This is a genomic window from Anaerococcus octavius (genome assembly GCF_900445265.1).
In the GTDB taxonomy this organism is placed as follows: domain Bacteria; phylum Bacillota; class Clostridia; order Tissierellales; family Peptoniphilaceae; genus Anaerococcus; species Anaerococcus octavius.
The window spans coordinates 126928-142414 of record NZ_UFTA01000002.1 but is presented as its reverse complement, the minus strand read 5'-3'; the positions used below and the strand labels follow the sequence as shown (position 1 = coordinate 142414).

At 30.5% G+C, this 15487-nt stretch carries 15 protein-coding genes; 2 read left to right on the top strand and 13 right to left on the bottom strand.

What is annotated here, in order from left to right:
• Nucleotides 1-33: 33 nt before the first annotated feature.
• From DY249_RS00830 to DY249_RS00810, 5 genes are read right to left on the bottom strand one after another with little or no spacing between them, the layout of a single operon-like run.
• Complete coding sequence (locus DY249_RS00830) at nt 34-828, bottom strand: ZIP family metal transporter (protein ID WP_101540255.1); 795 nt, start codon at nt 826-828, stop codon at nt 34-36.
• An 8-nt stretch (nt 829-836) separates the two neighbouring features.
• Nucleotides 837-3224: a glycogen/starch/alpha-glucan phosphorylase gene (locus tag DY249_RS00825; RefSeq protein WP_115594847.1), complete on the bottom strand. Its 2388-nt coding sequence runs from the start codon at nt 3222-3224 to the stop codon at nt 837-839.
• A complete protein-coding gene (malQ, locus tag DY249_RS00820) occupies nt 3217-4722 on the bottom strand; it encodes a 4-alpha-glucanotransferase (RefSeq protein WP_115594846.1) in 1506 nt (501 codons plus the stop codon). The genes DY249_RS00825 and malQ overlap by 8 nt, the downstream gene beginning before the upstream one ends.
• 9 nt (nt 4723-4731) lie before the next feature.
• Nucleotides 4732-5043 (bottom strand): divalent cation tolerance protein CutA, encoded by a 312-nt coding sequence (cutA, locus tag DY249_RS00815; RefSeq protein WP_101540258.1) that lies wholly within the window; start codon nt 5041-5043, stop codon nt 4732-4734.
• Nucleotides 5030-5653, bottom strand: coding sequence for a hypothetical protein (locus DY249_RS00810; RefSeq protein ID WP_101540259.1), 624 nt, complete (start codon nt 5651-5653; stop codon nt 5030-5032). The genes cutA and DY249_RS00810 overlap by 14 nt, the downstream gene beginning before the upstream one ends.
• Nucleotides 5654-5763: 110 nt before the next feature.
• Here DY249_RS00810 and DY249_RS00805 point away from each other — a divergent pair, with 110 nt between their 5' ends.
• Nucleotides 5764-6384 carry a thiamine diphosphokinase gene (locus DY249_RS00805; RefSeq protein ID WP_101540260.1) on the top strand — a complete coding sequence of 207 codons (621 nt, stop codon included), beginning with the start codon at nt 5764-5766 and terminating at the stop codon, nt 6382-6384.
• 23 nt (nt 6385-6407) lie between these two features.
• Here DY249_RS00805 and DY249_RS00800 read toward each other — a convergent pair whose 3' ends face one another.
• The 6 genes from DY249_RS00800 to DY249_RS00775 form a co-directional block, all read right to left on the bottom strand.
• Nucleotides 6408-7637 carry an AI-2E family transporter gene (locus DY249_RS00800; RefSeq protein WP_115594845.1) on the bottom strand — a complete coding sequence of 410 codons (1230 nt, stop codon included), beginning with the start codon at nt 7635-7637 and terminating at the stop codon, nt 6408-6410.
• A gap of 21 nt (nt 7638-7658) precedes the next feature.
• Nucleotides 7659-9584: a ribosomal protection-like ABC-F family protein gene (gene abc-f, locus DY249_RS00795; RefSeq protein WP_115594844.1), complete on the bottom strand. Its 1926-nt coding sequence runs from the start codon at nt 9582-9584 to the stop codon at nt 7659-7661.
• 2 nt (nt 9585-9586) lie between these two features.
• The gene (locus tag DY249_RS00790) at nt 9587-10225 is read right to left on the bottom strand and encodes a redox-sensing transcriptional repressor Rex (protein WP_101540263.1); all 639 of its coding nucleotides are present in this window, start codon (nt 10223-10225) and stop codon (nt 9587-9589) included.
• Nucleotides 10218-10880, bottom strand: coding sequence for a DUF3488 domain-containing protein (locus DY249_RS00785; RefSeq protein ID WP_115594843.1), 663 nt, complete (start codon nt 10878-10880; stop codon nt 10218-10220). Before DY249_RS00785 ends, DY249_RS00790 begins: the two co-directional genes overlap by 8 nt.
• A 9-nt stretch (nt 10881-10889) precedes the next feature.
• Nucleotides 10890-12710 (bottom strand): translational GTPase TypA, encoded by a 1821-nt coding sequence (typA, locus tag DY249_RS00780; protein WP_101540265.1) that lies wholly within the window; start codon nt 12708-12710, stop codon nt 10890-10892.
• A gap of 109 nt (nt 12711-12819) precedes the next feature.
• A complete protein-coding gene (locus DY249_RS00775) occupies nt 12820-13212 on the bottom strand; it encodes an ATP-binding protein (protein WP_115594842.1) in 393 nt (130 codons plus the stop codon).
• Between the two features lie 128 nt (nt 13213-13340).
• On the opposite strand from DY249_RS00775, the gene rd reads away from it, so the two are divergent.
• Nucleotides 13341-13499 (top strand): rubredoxin, encoded by a 159-nt coding sequence (rd, locus tag DY249_RS00770; protein WP_019190929.1) that lies wholly within the window; start codon nt 13341-13343, stop codon nt 13497-13499.
• A 59-nt stretch (nt 13500-13558) separates the two neighbouring features.
• Here the strand turns inward: rd and DY249_RS00765 are convergent, their stop codons facing one another.
• Nucleotides 13559-14584: a hypothetical protein gene (locus tag DY249_RS00765; RefSeq protein WP_115594841.1), complete on the bottom strand. Its 1026-nt coding sequence runs from the start codon at nt 14582-14584 to the stop codon at nt 13559-13561.
• 73 nt (nt 14585-14657) lie between these two features.
• Nucleotides 14658-15479 (bottom strand): glycosyltransferase family 8 protein, encoded by an 822-nt coding sequence (locus DY249_RS00760; RefSeq protein WP_101540269.1) that lies wholly within the window; start codon nt 15477-15479, stop codon nt 14658-14660.
• Between the last annotated feature and the right edge of the window lie 8 nt (nt 15480-15487).

The window sequence follows — 15487 nt, the reverse complement described above, 5'->3', positions numbered from 1 at the left end:
GCTTTAAGGTGCTATACAATTATAATTATATTTTTATCCTAGCATAACATCTAAGATCATCATTATTACAAATCCTGCTGAAAAACCAAGTGTACCTATATTAGTATGGCTTTCTCCTTCACCAGTTGCTTCTGGAATAAGCTCTTCTACTACTACATAAAACATTGCTCCAGCCGCAAATGATAATAAATATGGCAATATTGGTATCATAATTTGTGATAATAAAATTGTAATTACTGCTGCTATTGGCTCAACTGCACCAGAGCCAACTCCTGCCCAAAAAGATTTAACCTTATTCATACCAGCTGCATTTAGCGGCATAGAAATTATAGCTCCTTCCGGAAAGTTTTGAATAGCAATTCCAACTGCAAGGGCAAAAGCACTTGCAAGGCTTACGCTTTCTGTTCCATAAAGAGCTCCTGCATAAGAAACTCCAACAGCCATTCCTTCTGGGATATTGTGAATAACTACTGCTAAAACCATCATTGTAGTTCTGCGCATATTTTCACTATTGTGTCCTTCTGGGGCATCTGAATCTATATGCTGGTGAGGAATTACATTATCTAATAATAGTAAAAATAAAATACCTATTAGAAACCCTATAACTGCAGGCACCCAGCTCATATTGCCCATTTTTTCATCTACCATATCCATGGATGGGATAAGTAGAGACCAGATACTTGCAGCTACCATTACTCCAGCAGCAAATCCTGATAATCCTTTTTGTACTTTTTCGTTTAACTCATCACGCATTACAAAAACCATGGCAGAGCCTAGGGATGTACCTAAAAATGGGACAAGCAAACCAAGTATAACATCTTTGTTCATTCTTACTCCTAATAATTTGGAGAATCTATTTTCCAAATATCATCTGCATAATCAATTATTGTCCTATCTGATGAAAAATAACCAGCATTTGCAATATTCATTAAGCATTTTCTAGACCATTCTAGTTTATCTCTATAATCTTTATTTATTTTTTCGTGAGCATTTTTGTAATCTTGAAAATCTTTTAATACAAAGTACCTATCTGCACGAGATCCATCTTGAGGATTTATCAATTCATTGTAAATATCAAGGAACATATAAGAATTATTGTCGTCTAATTCCCCATTTACTAAAGCATCAACTGCATCCTTTATATCTTTATTTGTTTGATAGATGCCACGTGGATTGTAGCTACTTTCAATTTCATTTAATTGTTCAACAGTAGCTCCAAAACGATAGTTATTTTCTTCACCTGCATGGTCAAAAATTTCTATATTTGCTCCATCAAGAGTTCCTAAGGTTGGTGCACCATTTAACATAAATTTCATATTTCCTGTACCAGATGCTTCTTTACCTGCTGTTGAGATTTGCTCTGAAACATCTGCTGCAGGATAGATTTTCTCACCATATGATACTCTAAAGTTTTCTACAAATACTACTTTCAATTTTTTATTAACATCTGGGTCATTATTTACGACTCTTGCTACCTCATTGGCAAGCTTTATTATACTCTTTGCTCTAAAATATCCTGGTGCTGCTTTACCACCAAATATAAATGTTGTTGGATAAAAATCCATATAAGGATTTTTCTTTAACTGATGGTAAAGGTATATAATATGCAATACATTTAAATGTTGTCGTTTGTATTCATGAATTCTTTTTACTTGTATATCAAAAATTGATTCTGGATTTATTTTTATTCCTTCATGCTCTAAGATATAAGATGCAAGCCTATTTTTATTTACTTGTTTGATATTCCAAAGTTCATTTAATGTTGATTCATCATCCACAAATTTTTCTAGAGCTTTTAGCTCATCTAAATTATATTTCCAATTATCATTTCCAAGTTTTTCTGTAATAAAGCTTGAAAGAGGTCTGTTTGCATAAACTAGCCATCTTCTTGGAGTGATACCATTGGTTTTGTTATTAAATTTATTTGGGAAAATCTTATACCAGTGACTAAAGGTATCATCTTTTAAAATTTCTGTATGAAGGGCTGCTACACCATTTACTGAAAACCCAACATAAATAGCAAGATTTGCCATATGAACTTGGTCATAAATAACTATACGATATGGATCAATTTCAGTTTCAGTAAGTCCTTTTTCTTTAAAGCTTTTTACTAGCATATCATTTATTTTATAGATGATTTCTAGGCATCTTGGAGATACTTCTTCAACTATATCTATAGGCCATTTTTCAAGAGCCTCTTGTAAAACAGTATGGTTAGTAAATGCAAAAACTTTTTTTGCTATATCTAAAGCTTCTTTAAATTCTAATCCGTTTTCATCTACTAAAACCCTAATTAATTCAGCAATAGCAATATTTGGATGAGTATCATTAAGTTGGATTACATGGTATTTATGGAAATTTTTGAAACGCAAGTCATCTGAAAAATATCTTTTATATTTGGCAACTAAATCTTGGATAGATGCTGATACAAAAAAGTATTGTTGTTTTAATCTTAAAAGGCGACCTGCTCTTTGTATATCATTTGGATAAAGGACTCTTGTAATATCTTCTGCCCTATTTTTTTTAGCAACTGCAGCATCATATTCAAAATTATTAAATCTCTCAAATTCAAATTCTTCAAATGGTTCTGCTTGCCACAATCTTAAGGTATTTACTTTTCCATTTTTATAACCCACTACTGGCATATCAAAAGGAACAGCCTTTACTTGTTGATCTTTAAATTTTACAATTCTAGAATCAGAATCAACTCTAATTGACCAACCATCTCCATCTTTTATCCAGCTATCACCTTTTTCAACTTGAAAGCCATTTTCAAAGGATTGTTTGAATAAGCCTTCACGATAGCGGACACCGTATCCATACATATTTATATCTTGAGTCGCTGCAGAATCCATAAAGCAAGCAGCAAGCCTACCCAAGCCACCATTACCTAAAGCCGCATCATCTTCATAATCTTCTATTGCTTCAAAATCAATTCCAAGCTCATCTAATAAATCTTTTACTTGATCGTATATTCCTAGATTTATTAGATTATTTCCTAAAGATCTGCCTATCAAAAATTCCGCAGAGAAGTAATAAGCAGTTCTTTCATATCTTGATTTATTTTTACTAAGTCTCCATTCTTGGTTAATACGTTCCATTATAGTATCACAAAGGGCATCATACTTATCTTTTTCACTTGTATCATCAAAATTTTTAAGGGTGATCCTTTGTAAATTTTCTATATAATCTTCTGTGAATTTATTTTTTTCTAACTTATCCATTATATCTCCCATATAGTCTTGACATATCTTTTATTTTTTCTGCCAATTCATCTGTAAAGTCTTCTTTTCTAGCCCTCCACTTCCAGTTATTTCCTAAAGTAGAAGGTGTATTAATTTTTGCTTCATCACCTAATTCAAAAAAATCTTGGATGGCAAACATCGAAACGTCCGCAACTGAAGCCATTAAAGACCTTATTATTGCCCACACATAGTCTTCTTTTTCGCTATTTTTAAGTCCAAAATATTTTTCCACAAGGCTTATTTCTTCATCATCCAAAGAATCCAACCAAGCTTTTAAAGTAGATGAATCATGGGTTGATGAATATACTATAGAATTTCTTTCATAATTGTGGGGTAAATAATTGCTTGTAAAAGTACCATCAAAGGCAAATTGAATAACATTCATACCTGGGAAGCCATAATGATTTTTTAAATCATAAACTTCTTTAGTGATATACCCTAAATCCTCTGCTATCAATTGCCTATCTGAATATTTTTCTAAAATTGTATCAAAAAATTCATAGGATCCACCTTCCTGCCAAGAACCATATTTTGCATTTTCATCACTAGCTGGTATTGCATAGTATTTTTCAAAACCTCTAAAGTGATCTAAGCGTAATAGGTCATAAGTTCTAAGCGCCATTTCCAATCTTTTTTGCCAAAATGAATAAGAATCACTTTTCATCTTATCCCAATCATACACTGGATTTCCCCATAATTGACCATCTTCAGAATAAGAATCTGGAGGAGCACCTCCTACTATAAGAGCCTGTTTGCTATCTTTATCAATTTTTAATATATCAGAATTTACCCAAGCATCACAAGAATCATATGCAACATATATAGGCAAATCTCCAATAATTTCTATATTTCTTCTATTGGTATATTCCTTTAATTTTTTCCATTGGCTAAAAAATTCATATTGGATAAATATATAAAAATCTATCTCATTTTTGTGATCTAACTTAAATTTTTCTAGGAAATCTTTATTTCTATTACGTAGATTTTCATCCCACTCTACCCAGCTTATATCTAACTGATCATGTTTTATAGCCATAAATAGAGCATAGTCTTCTATCCAAAAGCTTTCTTTTTCTCTAAATTCTTTTATTTGATTATCTAATTTTCCCTTTGCATTATCAAATGCTTTTTCTAAAATACGGTATCTAATATTATACTGGATAGCATAGTCTACATATCTTTCATTATCACCAAAATTTATATTTCCCAAATCGTTTTTTTCTAGCAAGTCATCTTCTATGAGCATATCTAAGTCGATAAAATATGGATTGCCGGCAAAGGAAGAAAATGCTTGATATGGACTATCTCCATATGAAGTTTGACCTAATGGTAAGATTTGCCAATATTTTATAGAAGCATCAGCTAAAAAATCTACAAATTCATAGCTAGCCTTTCCAAAAGTTCCTATACCATAATTAGATGGCAAGGAAAAGATGGGCATTATAACGCCATTTGATCTTTTAAGTCTTTTTTGCATTGTTTTTTCCTATAAAAGTTCTATAAAGTTTATTATTGGCACTTCATAAGGATGATTTGCTTTTATTATTCTAAAAACTTCATCCTTTCTTTCTGCTTTTATTCTAAATTCTAGTTTTACTTCATTAACTTCACAGGCTTTACCAACTTCCCCCTTATCAGGATTGGATCCTTCAAGGGGTATGAAGTGACCAGTTACTGGTGTTTGTGAAAAAACAGAATCATAGCCATTATCTTTTAAAATTTCCTTTTCGTTTAGTCCTTCTATTACTTGCCATTTATTCTCATTTGGTACAAAAACTTCAACTTTAATATATTTCATAATCATTCCTTTCAAAATAAATAAGACCGCTATATGATTTCATTTGCCTATCGAAAATTTCAAAATTTATCTTATAAACATTGCCCCAACTTGATATGATCAATTCGTGGTAATCTCCCATATCATTGCATTCTGTAATGGTTACTCCATGGTGGGCAAGTACTTTTACATTTCTACTCATCCAATTTATAAAAATTACTGGGCAATTTTTACTAAGTCCTTCGTTTATAAAAGCAATTTTTTCTGCACTACTATGACGTCTTACAAAATATTCTTGCATGATATAAGCATATAAATTTAAATTGCGATCTCTTCTAATGCGATTTACCCTATGGTTTAATGCATCTACGGTTGGTACTCCATTTATATGAGGTCTGATTTTTTTATAAAAATCATGGTGGTAGCTATTGTATTCCTCCAAGCTAAATTTTTGATTTGGATGATACATATATAAATATGCATTGGTAAAAGCTGTGACCACACAAGATCTATCCCTATAAAATTTTGGAACTCCTAAATCTCCTAGAGAATTTTGATATCCTCCGTAATACAAGCCTTTTTTTGTAATAACCGGAACAAATTCTCCAACTTTGCTATATTTTAATTTCATTTTAAACCTAAATTCTTTTTAATCTCTTATATAATTTTACCCTTGAAAATTTTTTTATTCTAATGGCAGATTTGTTATAATTGATGTAAGAAACACAAAAGGGAGAGTTTATGAAAACGTGCTATATAATCGCAGGTGGCGAATTTGATGGTTTTTTTGATAAAGTAAATGAAGAGGATATGGTAATTGCAGCCGATAAAGGACATATCTATGCAAAAGAGTCAGGTATTACACCAACTATGATAATAGGCGATTTTGATTCGTCAAATCAACCCGATGGTGAAATGGTTATAAAATTAAATCCTATAAAAGATTACACAGATACAAAAGCTGCACTAATGATAGCAGAAGACTGGGGCTATGACAATATTGTTATATATGGAGCTTTAGGAGGTCGTGATTCTCATACCTTTGCCAATGTACAAAGTGCCCTAGAATTTAAAAAGAAAAATATAAATGTTGTCTTAAAGTCAAAAAACAAAAGATTTTATATAGTAAACAATCAGCTAGACTATAAATTTACTGAAGATAATGATTTTTATGTATCTATCTTTGCCATATCTGATCTGGTAAGAGGTCTTGATATTAAAGGATTATATTATGAATTAAATAATTTTGACTTAACAAATGACAATGCTTTAGGAGTATCTAACGAAACTATAGGTAGAGATTTTAAAATTTCAGTAGAAAGCGGATATATTCTGGTTATTTTTGAAGATAAGTCCATATAAAAAAGCCCCTTAAGGGGCTTTTTTTACATATTTCTTTCTATTTCTTTTTTTCTTAATTCTTCAACACTTTGGTTAGATTTTTCTGCAACTGTAATCCTATCCATACTTTTTTCTTTTAATTTAATATGGGTCTTATCTTCAACTAATGTATATACTACCGTTGCTAGTGGCATAAATAATATCATTCCTAAGATACCAAATAATCTACCACCTAAAAATACCGATAGGAATATCCATATTGCAGGAAGACCAGAATTTTTACCGACAAATAATGGATATATAATATTTTCTTGAACTTGTTGCAAAACCACTAAAAATACTATAAAAATAATCGATTGGATTGGAGATTGTATAAATATCAAAATCATACCAAAGGCACCAGCAATAATCGGTCCAAAATATGGCACAATATCCAAACTACCAACTAAAACAGAAATCATGCCAGCATATGGCAATCTTAGTATTTTCATACCTATATAGTTAAATATACCTAAAAGTATACAAGAAATAATCTTTGAATCCAAAAATTTAGAAAATGAATCATAGGTCAATTTAAATATATAATTGATATGGTCTGCTCTTTGTTCATTAAAGTTTGCATATAAAATTCTATTGGCATTTTGCTTTAAGCTCTTCTTATTTACACTAACATAAATAGAAAATATAAATCCCATAGCTACTGCAATTAGTCCAGATCCTACTGATGATAATATGCTTTGAGCTCTGTTTAATAAATCAGAGCTATCACCACTGATATAAGATGTCACACTATCAGATATTTTTGCCACATCTAAGTCTTGATAATAATCTTTAAGTTCTAAAGCTTGTTTGTGAATTGCTGGAAACTTCTCAGTATATTTTAATATAGAATTCAAAAATACAGGCAAATTAGTAATACCTGCTTGAACAGCATTTATTATTTCTGGGATAACTACAATTAATAGTATGCTAACAGCTGCAAAAAATATTAGCCAGCTAACAATTAGTGAAAGGGCAACAACTAATTTTCTGTGTTTTAATGGATCTATTATCTTTCCAAACACTTTTTCTTGGAAGAAATTCATAGGTAGATCTATAACAAAGGCAATAGCAAAGCCAAGGATTATCGGTCTAAGCACCGCGTAAGTTGATAGTAAAAACTTACCAATGGTTTCGATATACCAAATACCAAAAAATGTAAAAAGCAATATAAGTCCTACTTTTAAATTATTTTTTGATTTTTGGTCTAATTCTTTTCTTTCTTTTAACTTCATTTATTTTCCTCACCAATGATATTATTCTTCTAGGCTCATACTAAGTTCTAGCCATTTTTCATCAAGTTCTTCTTTTTTATTTTCCAATTCTTTAATGCGAGCAAAAGTTTCAACTACGTTTTCTTGGTCAGAATAAAAATCTTCTGATATGGTTAACTCAGTAAGATCTGCTATTTTTTTATTGATTTCTTCAATCTGATTTTCTGCTTGTCTAATATCATTTTTCATCTTCTTGATTTCGTTTTTCTTTAAGTTTTGTTTTTTCTTTTCTTTAACAAATCGAGTTTTACTAATAGCTGGTTCTTTTTCGCTAGTTTCATTTAACTCTCTTTGCTTATTTTCATAATAAGTATAGTTACCCAAATATTCTTCCATACCATCAGAATTCATATCTAAAATCTTGACTGCTATTTTATTTAGAAAATATCTGTCGTGGCTAATGATGAGCATAGTTCCTTCGTAATCTAGGATAGCATCTTCTAGTATTTCCTTTGAATCTATATCCAGATGATTTGTGGGCTCATCCATTAAAATAAAATTAGTATCAGAAATCATAAGTTTTAATAGGGAAATCCTTGCTCTCTCTCCACCAGAAAGCTCTGAAATTTCTCTGTCAATATCATCTCCATAGAACATAAATTTTGCAAGATATGATCTTATTTCAAAATTTGTAAGCATGGGATAAGCTTCTCTTATCTCTTGAAAAATTGTATTTTCTAAAGACAAAGATTTTTGCTCTTGATCAAAGTATCCTATATTTACGCTTTGACCCACCTTTATTTTACCTGCAGATGGCATTTCTTCGCCCAAGATTATTTTAAAAAGGGTGGTTTTCCCCACTCCATTTTTCCCAATAATAGCTGTTCTTTCGTTTCTATAAAGATTAAAAGATATATTTTCAAATACTTTTTTATCATCAAACGATTTTTCTAAACTTTCTACCTTTAGAACATCCTCTCCACTTTGGATGCGTGGAGTAAATTTTAACTTCATAGAATTTTGAATGGTTTCTGGCATTTCTATTTTTTCCATCTTATCTAAAAGCTTTTGACGGGACCTAGATTGAGAAATGCCTCTTTTTCTTTTAGAACCACCTTGATTTTTTAGGCGGTTAATTATTTCTTCTTGGCGTTCTATCTCTTTTTGTTGGCTCTTATACTGATGCATGCGAACCTCGAGGTCTTTTTTACGTTTTTTTACATAGGATGTGTAGTCTCCTTCGTATGTAGTAAGTCCGCCATTTTCCAACAAAAACATCCTATTAACAGTATTGTCTAGAAAATATCTATCGTGAGAAATAACTATTACTGATCCATTATAATTTTTAATAAAATTTTCCAAAAACCTTATAGCATTTATATCTAAATGGTTGGTTGGCTCATCTAATAAGATTAGATCCGGTTTTTCTAATAGTAAGTAAGCAAGTTCTACCCTTGCTTTTTGTCCACCAGACAAATAAGAAATGTCTTTATCAAAATCTTCTTCGCTAAATCCCATAGCTTTTAAAGTACCTTCTAGCTCAGATCTTATAGCGTAGCCATTTTTTTCTTCAAATTTTTCAAAAAGTTTATTATGTTCATCTAAAAGACTATCCATATTTTCTGGATCTAAGTTTGGATCCGCAAGCTTTCTCTCTATTTTTCTTAAATTTGCTTCTATTTCTATAATATTATCAAATACTTTCATACAATAATCATAGATGCTTATACTATAATCTATGGAAAGTATTTGCTCTAAATATCCAACCTTGACATTATTTGGTATGTAAACTTCTCCACTATCCTTTTCATTTTCACCCATTAGGATTTTAAAAAGGGTTGATTTGCCAGCCCCATTTACTCCTATAAGGCCAACTTTATCACCCTTTTCTATCTTAAAACTCACATTAGTAAAAATGTCCTTATCAGGATATGATTTACTTAAATTGCTTGCTGTAAGTATATTCATTTTTAAAAATTAAAGTCTTCTGGAGAATTGATGAAGTATGTCAAGGTAAATAAAGATTCATCAAGGTGGACATTTTCAAGTACTACATCATTTTTTGTTTTTATGTCAACTGGTGAGAAATTCCAAATACCAGAAACATCTCCATCACAAAGTATATCACATACTTCTTGGCTAGCATCTTTTGGAGTAGATATAATTCCAATATCAACTTTATTTTCTTTTAAATAAGCTGCTAACTTATCAATACTAATTACTTCAGGATCATTTTCAGTAGCATCTTTTGCTTCTAAGTCAAATACTGCATCAATATGATAACCTAAATCTTTAAATGATTTGTATTGGAAAAGTGCATGACCTATATTTCCAAATCCTACCAATACCATCTTATATTCTTTGTCAACACCAATTATTTTTGAAAGTTCATCCATAAGCTCACGGACATTATAACCATAGCCTTGTTGTCCAAAACAACCATAATGGTTTAAGTCTTGTCTAATTTGACTTGCTGTAAGTCCTGTTATTTCTGATAATTCTTTTGATGATACCCTTACTATTCCACGATCGTTTATACTTTCTAGATACCTATAATACTTTGGTAATCTTTTTATAACCGATAATGATACTCCGTTATCTTTAGCCATCCTTCTCCTCATCTTTCATAAAATTTATATCTTCGTCTGTTAAATCTTCGACAAGCATAACGTCTTCTGTGTCATAAGCAGAATTTTTGCTTTCATCAGATGTAAAAACTAATTTTTCGTCAGCGTCCTTTGTTATATTATACTCAACTTCGCTATCATTATGCAAATTTTCGTTAATTTCTAAATTTTCATTGCTTTCGTCACTTGCTTTTCCTGTATCACTTGCATATTGTAAGTACTCTTCATTTTTATTTTTTAGTTTTAAGGAATTTATCACATGAACAAAATAAGTTACTATTAAAAAAGTATAAATTACAAGCTGACTATTTGCATTTAAAAACTTATTATTAAATGTAAGTCCAACTGGAAGCCCTGGTATAAATCTTGCTAAAACTAAGATAACAGGCACACTTAAAATAGCAAAAGCTAAAGCTGTAATAATAGCAACAAAAATAGATAAGCCATAGGATTCTTTTTGAAATAGGATATGAAGTCCAAAAACTAACATCAAAATCCAAGCTATAACAAATCCTGCGGCCCATACATAGCTAACTAACCAAATATTAAAATTTGACGATATTATAGTTATTAAAAACACTAGCAGAACAATAAAACTTAAAATCTGGCTTAGTGTTCTTTCAAACCTTCTATCCATAAAAACCTCTTATTTATTTTTTTTAGATTTGTATCTTAAATTACTGTCTAGGATTCTTTTTCTAATCCTTAAGTTGTTTGGAGTTACTTCTATAAGTTCATCATCTTCTACAAATTCCATCATCTCTTCTACACTCATCTTTTTTGGAGGAGTAAGAATTATGGCATCATCAGATCCTGATGCACGAGTATTAGTTAATTTTTTGGTTTTGCAGACATTTACATCTATATCCAAACCTTTAGCGTTCATACCAACAACTTCTCCTTCATAGACTTCATCACCTGCATCGATAAATAATTGCCCACGAGATTGGGCAGAATTTAATCCATAAGCTCTTGCAATTCCTTGCTCACTTGCTATAAGTGATCCATCTTGGCGAGTTTCTATATCTCCTTTGTATGGAGCATATTCTTCAAATTCTGAGTTTAAGATTCCTGTTCCTTTAGTATCTGTTAAAAATTCTGTTCTATAACCAATAAGTCCACGGGCAGGGATTCTAAAAATTAGTCTTGTATAACCAGATGAAGTTGGAGTCATATCAATTAATTCACCTTTTCTGCGTCCTAATTTTTCTATAACTGATCCAGTGTATTGTTGATCAACATCTATAGTTGCTATTTCTATTGGTTCATTTTTCTTTCCATCGATTTGTTTAAACATTACTTCTGGCTTAGAAACTTGGAATTCATAACCTTCACGTCTCAAATTTTCTATTAGAACTGATAAATGAAGTTCTCCACGTCCTGAAACTTTAAAGCTTTCAGTTGAGTCAGTATTTTCTACTTTTAGTGAAACATCTGTTTCTTTTTCTTTAAATAATCTTTCTCTTAAGTGGCGACTAGTTACATATTTTCCATCACGACCTGCAAATGGTGAGTCATTTACTGAGAAGGTCATAGAGAGTGTTGGTTCAGAAATTTTTGTAAATTCGATTGCTTCGTGATCTTCTTCTGTACCTATAGTATCTCCAATAGATATATCTTCCATACCAGAAAGTGCAACTATAGAACCAAATTTAGCTTCTTCTACTTCTACTCTTTCTAGTCCATCAAATTCGTAAATTGTAACTATTTTTGATTTTTCGTTACGTTCAGGATCATTGTAGTTTGTAATAACTGCATTGGCATTTTTCTTTATAACACCTTGCTCTACTTTACCAATGGCAATAGTTCCTAAGAATGAACTATAATCTGTTGTTGAAACCAAAACTTTAAATGGAGCATTTTCATCTGCATCAAAAGCAGGAGTGTAATCTACAATAGTATCTAAAAGATCTTTCATATCTTCTTTTACTACATCCTTTTCTAGGGATGCCCAACCATTTTTGGCTGATGCATATATAAATGGGCTTTCAAGATATGATTCATCTGCATCTAATGAAATAAATAAGTCTAGTACTTCATCTTCTACTTCATCTATTCTTTGGTCTGGTCTATCTACTTTGTTTATACAAATAATTGCTGGTAAACCTAGTTCGATTGCCTTTCTTAAAACAAATTTTGTTTGTGGCATAGGTCCTTCATGGCTATCTACAACTAAAACTACAGACTCAGCCATATTTAAAACACGTTCTACTTCTCCACCAAAGTCTGCGTGGCCTGGGGTGTCTATAATATTTATTTTTGTATCTTTATAGTGAATAGCAGTATTTTTAGAAAGAATTGTAATTCCTCTTTCTTTTTCAATACTATTTGAGTCCATTACTCTCTCATTAACCTCTTGGTTTTCTCTAAAGGTACCAGAACTTCTTAAAAGTCCATCTACTAAGGTTGTTTTACCATGGTCAACGTGAGCAATAATGGCTACATTTCTTACATCTTCTCTTTTCATAATTCCTTCTTTCAAACTAATAAATTCTATCAATATATTATATCGATTGTGGATATATTATCAATAAATATAATAAAAAAACACCTAGTTGACAAAGATTCTAGGTGCTTTAACTAACTTCTTGCTCATCTAAAAGCAAAAAAGCTGAAATCATATTATCTTGTACTATTAAATTGTCTGCTAAATTATAGACAAGTTTTATACCTCTCCCATGGTCTGAAAGCATATCCTCTTCGCCAATATAATTTATACCTTCTCCCTCATCTTTTACCTTTATCATACAATAGTCCCTATCTAAAAGCATTATAATATCAATCATTTTTTCATAATTTTTATTATTACCATGCTTATAAGAATTTATAATTAGCTCATCTAAAATAAGCCTGATTTTAAATAATAGATCCTCATTATAATCAAGCTCTTTTAAACATTCAATAGTCTCATCTCTAAATTCTTTTATCAAGGCTAGGTCACTATGTATGAGATTCCTAATAATCTCCATAGTCATCTCCTTTTTTGTCACTAATTTTATACCCAAATATTAGAAATTTATAAATAATTTTAAAAGTGATTAAAATCCGCTAAAAGTGGTATAATATATATGTAATAACAATGAAAGGAGACATTGGTATGAAATACGTATGTACAGCATGTGGATACATTTATGATCCAGCTGAAGGAGATGTTGATAACGGAATCGAAGCTGGTACAGAATTTGACCAACTTCCAGAAGATTGGGTTTGCCCAGTTTGTGGAGTAGGCAAAGATATGTTTGAACCACAAGAATAATTATAAAATGATAAAGAGGCTCTTTAAGCCTCTTTTTATTTTATAAAAAAATAAGCCCTCTAGGACTTATTTACTTTATTATCTTTATTTTTTAATACATACGCTAAAGATATGCTTAGGACCAGTAATAAAACTATAAAAAGTGCAAAAGATAATTTTAAATATTTATTAAATTTATTATACTTAGTAAGTCTGGGAGATTTTTCTAATGATGTGGTTTTGCTTACTTCTATATTATTTCCCTTATCCTTACTGTCAGCTTCTATTTCTAAAACCAAACTTTCATTTTTTTGATCATATATGGAATCGTCATCACTTTTATCTCTATCAATAGCATTTTTAGAAACTTTGACTAAATTTTCGTTTATTTTTTCACTTGCTTCTTTTACAAGAGCTTCTTTTTCTGCAGATGTTTTTGCAGCTTCTATTTTTTTATTGTATTCATCAACTATTCTATTTGTGGTTTTAGCAATTTTTTTGCTTTCTTCTTTACTAATTTTATCCGATTTTATAGTTTCACTTACTCTATCAACTGATTTCTTATAATCTTCAGCTCCTTTTGATTTTTTACCAGTATTCTTATCGATATTTTCCATCTTGCTTTGTATAGATTGGGTGCTTTCATCTAACTCTTTAATTAATGCATCCACTTCTTTTGATGAAATTTCTTCTTTTTTTGTTTTAGTTAATGTTTTAGTTTTTTTAAGTGGTTGTGATTTGTTTTCAGTTTTTTGCTTATATTTTTGTTCTTCTCTATATTTTTGGTTTACTCTTTCATTAACTTCAGCTGCTCTTGGATCAATTGTTGGACTTGGTCTTTGTTTGTTTTCTGCTTTATCACTTTGACTCTCATCTGGTTTTTTGCTAGCAGGCTTTTGTGGCTTTTTTTCTTCAACTGTAACAGTAGTAGTTTGAGTATTTTCAGAAGGTTCTATTTCTGTAATTATTATCTCATCCCCACTTTTTATATCTGTTTGCTCGCTAGTAGTCGTACTTTCTGAATTTTCTTTAGCAAAGGATGGTTGAATATTGAATAAAGCCACTAAAAGACAAAGATACATAAAAGTTTTGTTTTTTGACTTCATAATTTTTCTCCATCCATAGTTTCTCACTATTATTTTACACTTATTTCCTACACATTTCAAACAAAAAAGCACCCTAATCATAGAGTGCTTTTTGCCACATAAATTTATATAGCGAATTGAACTTGCCTATTGAATTTTCTAGCCATGGTTTTCTTTTTCCGCAAAAATGTAGGATAGATGTCTTAGCCATGACATCTTCTATATCATAGTTATACATAAGCTTATATGCCGAAAATCTCCTAGCATCATAATTATATTTTAGTTCTGATATTTCTTTTATTTCTTTTCTAAATACTACATTTAATAAATCTTGGTCAGGCATCATAAGACCTGCCTTTGGTGTGGAATTTATATATTTTACTATCTTATCTTCATAAGAATTTTGCCTAGCCCTTGCTAAATTTATCATCAAAATCCCGGAATTGTAATAATTTACTATATCCGATTTTTCACTAGTTACCTTTAATCTAGCCTTATTTGCAGATTGTACTGTTGGTATGGTGTGGATAGCTGCCATAAATAAATTATCACAAAAATCAGATTTATATAAAGTTTCCAAGGAATTTAATACTAATATGTCCGGATCTAGATATAAGACTCTATCTAAATCTTCTGGTAAATACTTATAAGCTAGCAATCTATAGTACATTTCACTTGTATAATAAAAAGTAGTAAGGGCACCAGAAAACTCATCCTCTACCCTTACATTTATTAGTCTTGCTTTATTATTTGATTGTTCTTTTACAAAATCTTCTAATAATTTTATATTTTCATCACTTATTGATGAGTGCATTATATAAATATCTATATTAGTTTTATTTGTTAAAAATAGCGAATAAAACATTGTTTTTAGAGGCTTTATATAATTTGTGTCACAACTTACTAAAATGTTCAATACTTACT

Excerpts from the sequence above, each read along its gene's own strand:
- abc-f (WP_115594844.1), bottom strand. The coding sequence starts at position 9,584 with ATGAATATACTTACAGCAAGCAATTTAAGTAAATCATATCCTGATAAG.
- DY249_RS00830 (WP_101540255.1), bottom strand. The coding sequence starts at position 828 with ATGAACAAAGATGTTATACTTGGTTTGCTTGTCCCATTTTTAGGTACA.
- DY249_RS00785 (WP_115594843.1), bottom strand. The coding sequence starts at position 10,880 with ATGGATAGAAGGTTTGAAAGAACACTAAGCCAGATTTTAAGTTTTATT.
- rd (WP_019190929.1), top strand. The coding sequence starts at position 13,341 with ATGAAATACGTATGTACAGCATGTGGATACATTTATGATCCAGCTGAA.
- DY249_RS00765 (WP_115594841.1), bottom strand. The coding sequence starts at position 14,584 with ATGAAGTCAAAAAACAAAACTTTTATGTATCTTTGTCTTTTAGTGGCT.
- cutA (WP_101540258.1), bottom strand. The coding sequence starts at position 5,043 with ATGAAATATATTAAAGTTGAAGTTTTTGTACCAAATGAGAATAAATGG.
- malQ (WP_115594846.1), bottom strand. The coding sequence starts at position 4,722 with ATGCAAAAAAGACTTAAAAGATCAAATGGCGTTATAATGCCCATCTTT.
- typA (WP_101540265.1), bottom strand. The coding sequence starts at position 12,710 with ATGAAAAGAGAAGATGTAAGAAATGTAGCCATTATTGCTCACGTTGAC.
- DY249_RS00775 (WP_115594842.1), bottom strand. The coding sequence starts at position 13,212 with ATGGAGATTATTAGGAATCTCATACATAGTGACCTAGCCTTGATAAAA.
- DY249_RS00790 (WP_101540263.1), bottom strand. The coding sequence starts at position 10,225 with ATGGCTAAAGATAACGGAGTATCATTATCGGTTATAAAAAGATTACCA.
- DY249_RS00800 (WP_115594845.1), bottom strand. The coding sequence starts at position 7,637 with ATGAAGTTAAAAGAAAGAAAAGAATTAGACCAAAAATCAAAAAATAAT.
- DY249_RS00805 (WP_101540260.1), top strand. The coding sequence starts at position 5,764 with ATGAAAACGTGCTATATAATCGCAGGTGGCGAATTTGATGGTTTTTTT.
- DY249_RS00810 (WP_101540259.1), bottom strand. The coding sequence starts at position 5,653 with ATGAAATTAAAATATAGCAAAGTTGGAGAATTTGTTCCGGTTATTACA.
- DY249_RS00825 (WP_115594847.1), bottom strand. The coding sequence starts at position 3,224 with ATGGATAAGTTAGAAAAAAATAAATTCACAGAAGATTATATAGAAAAT.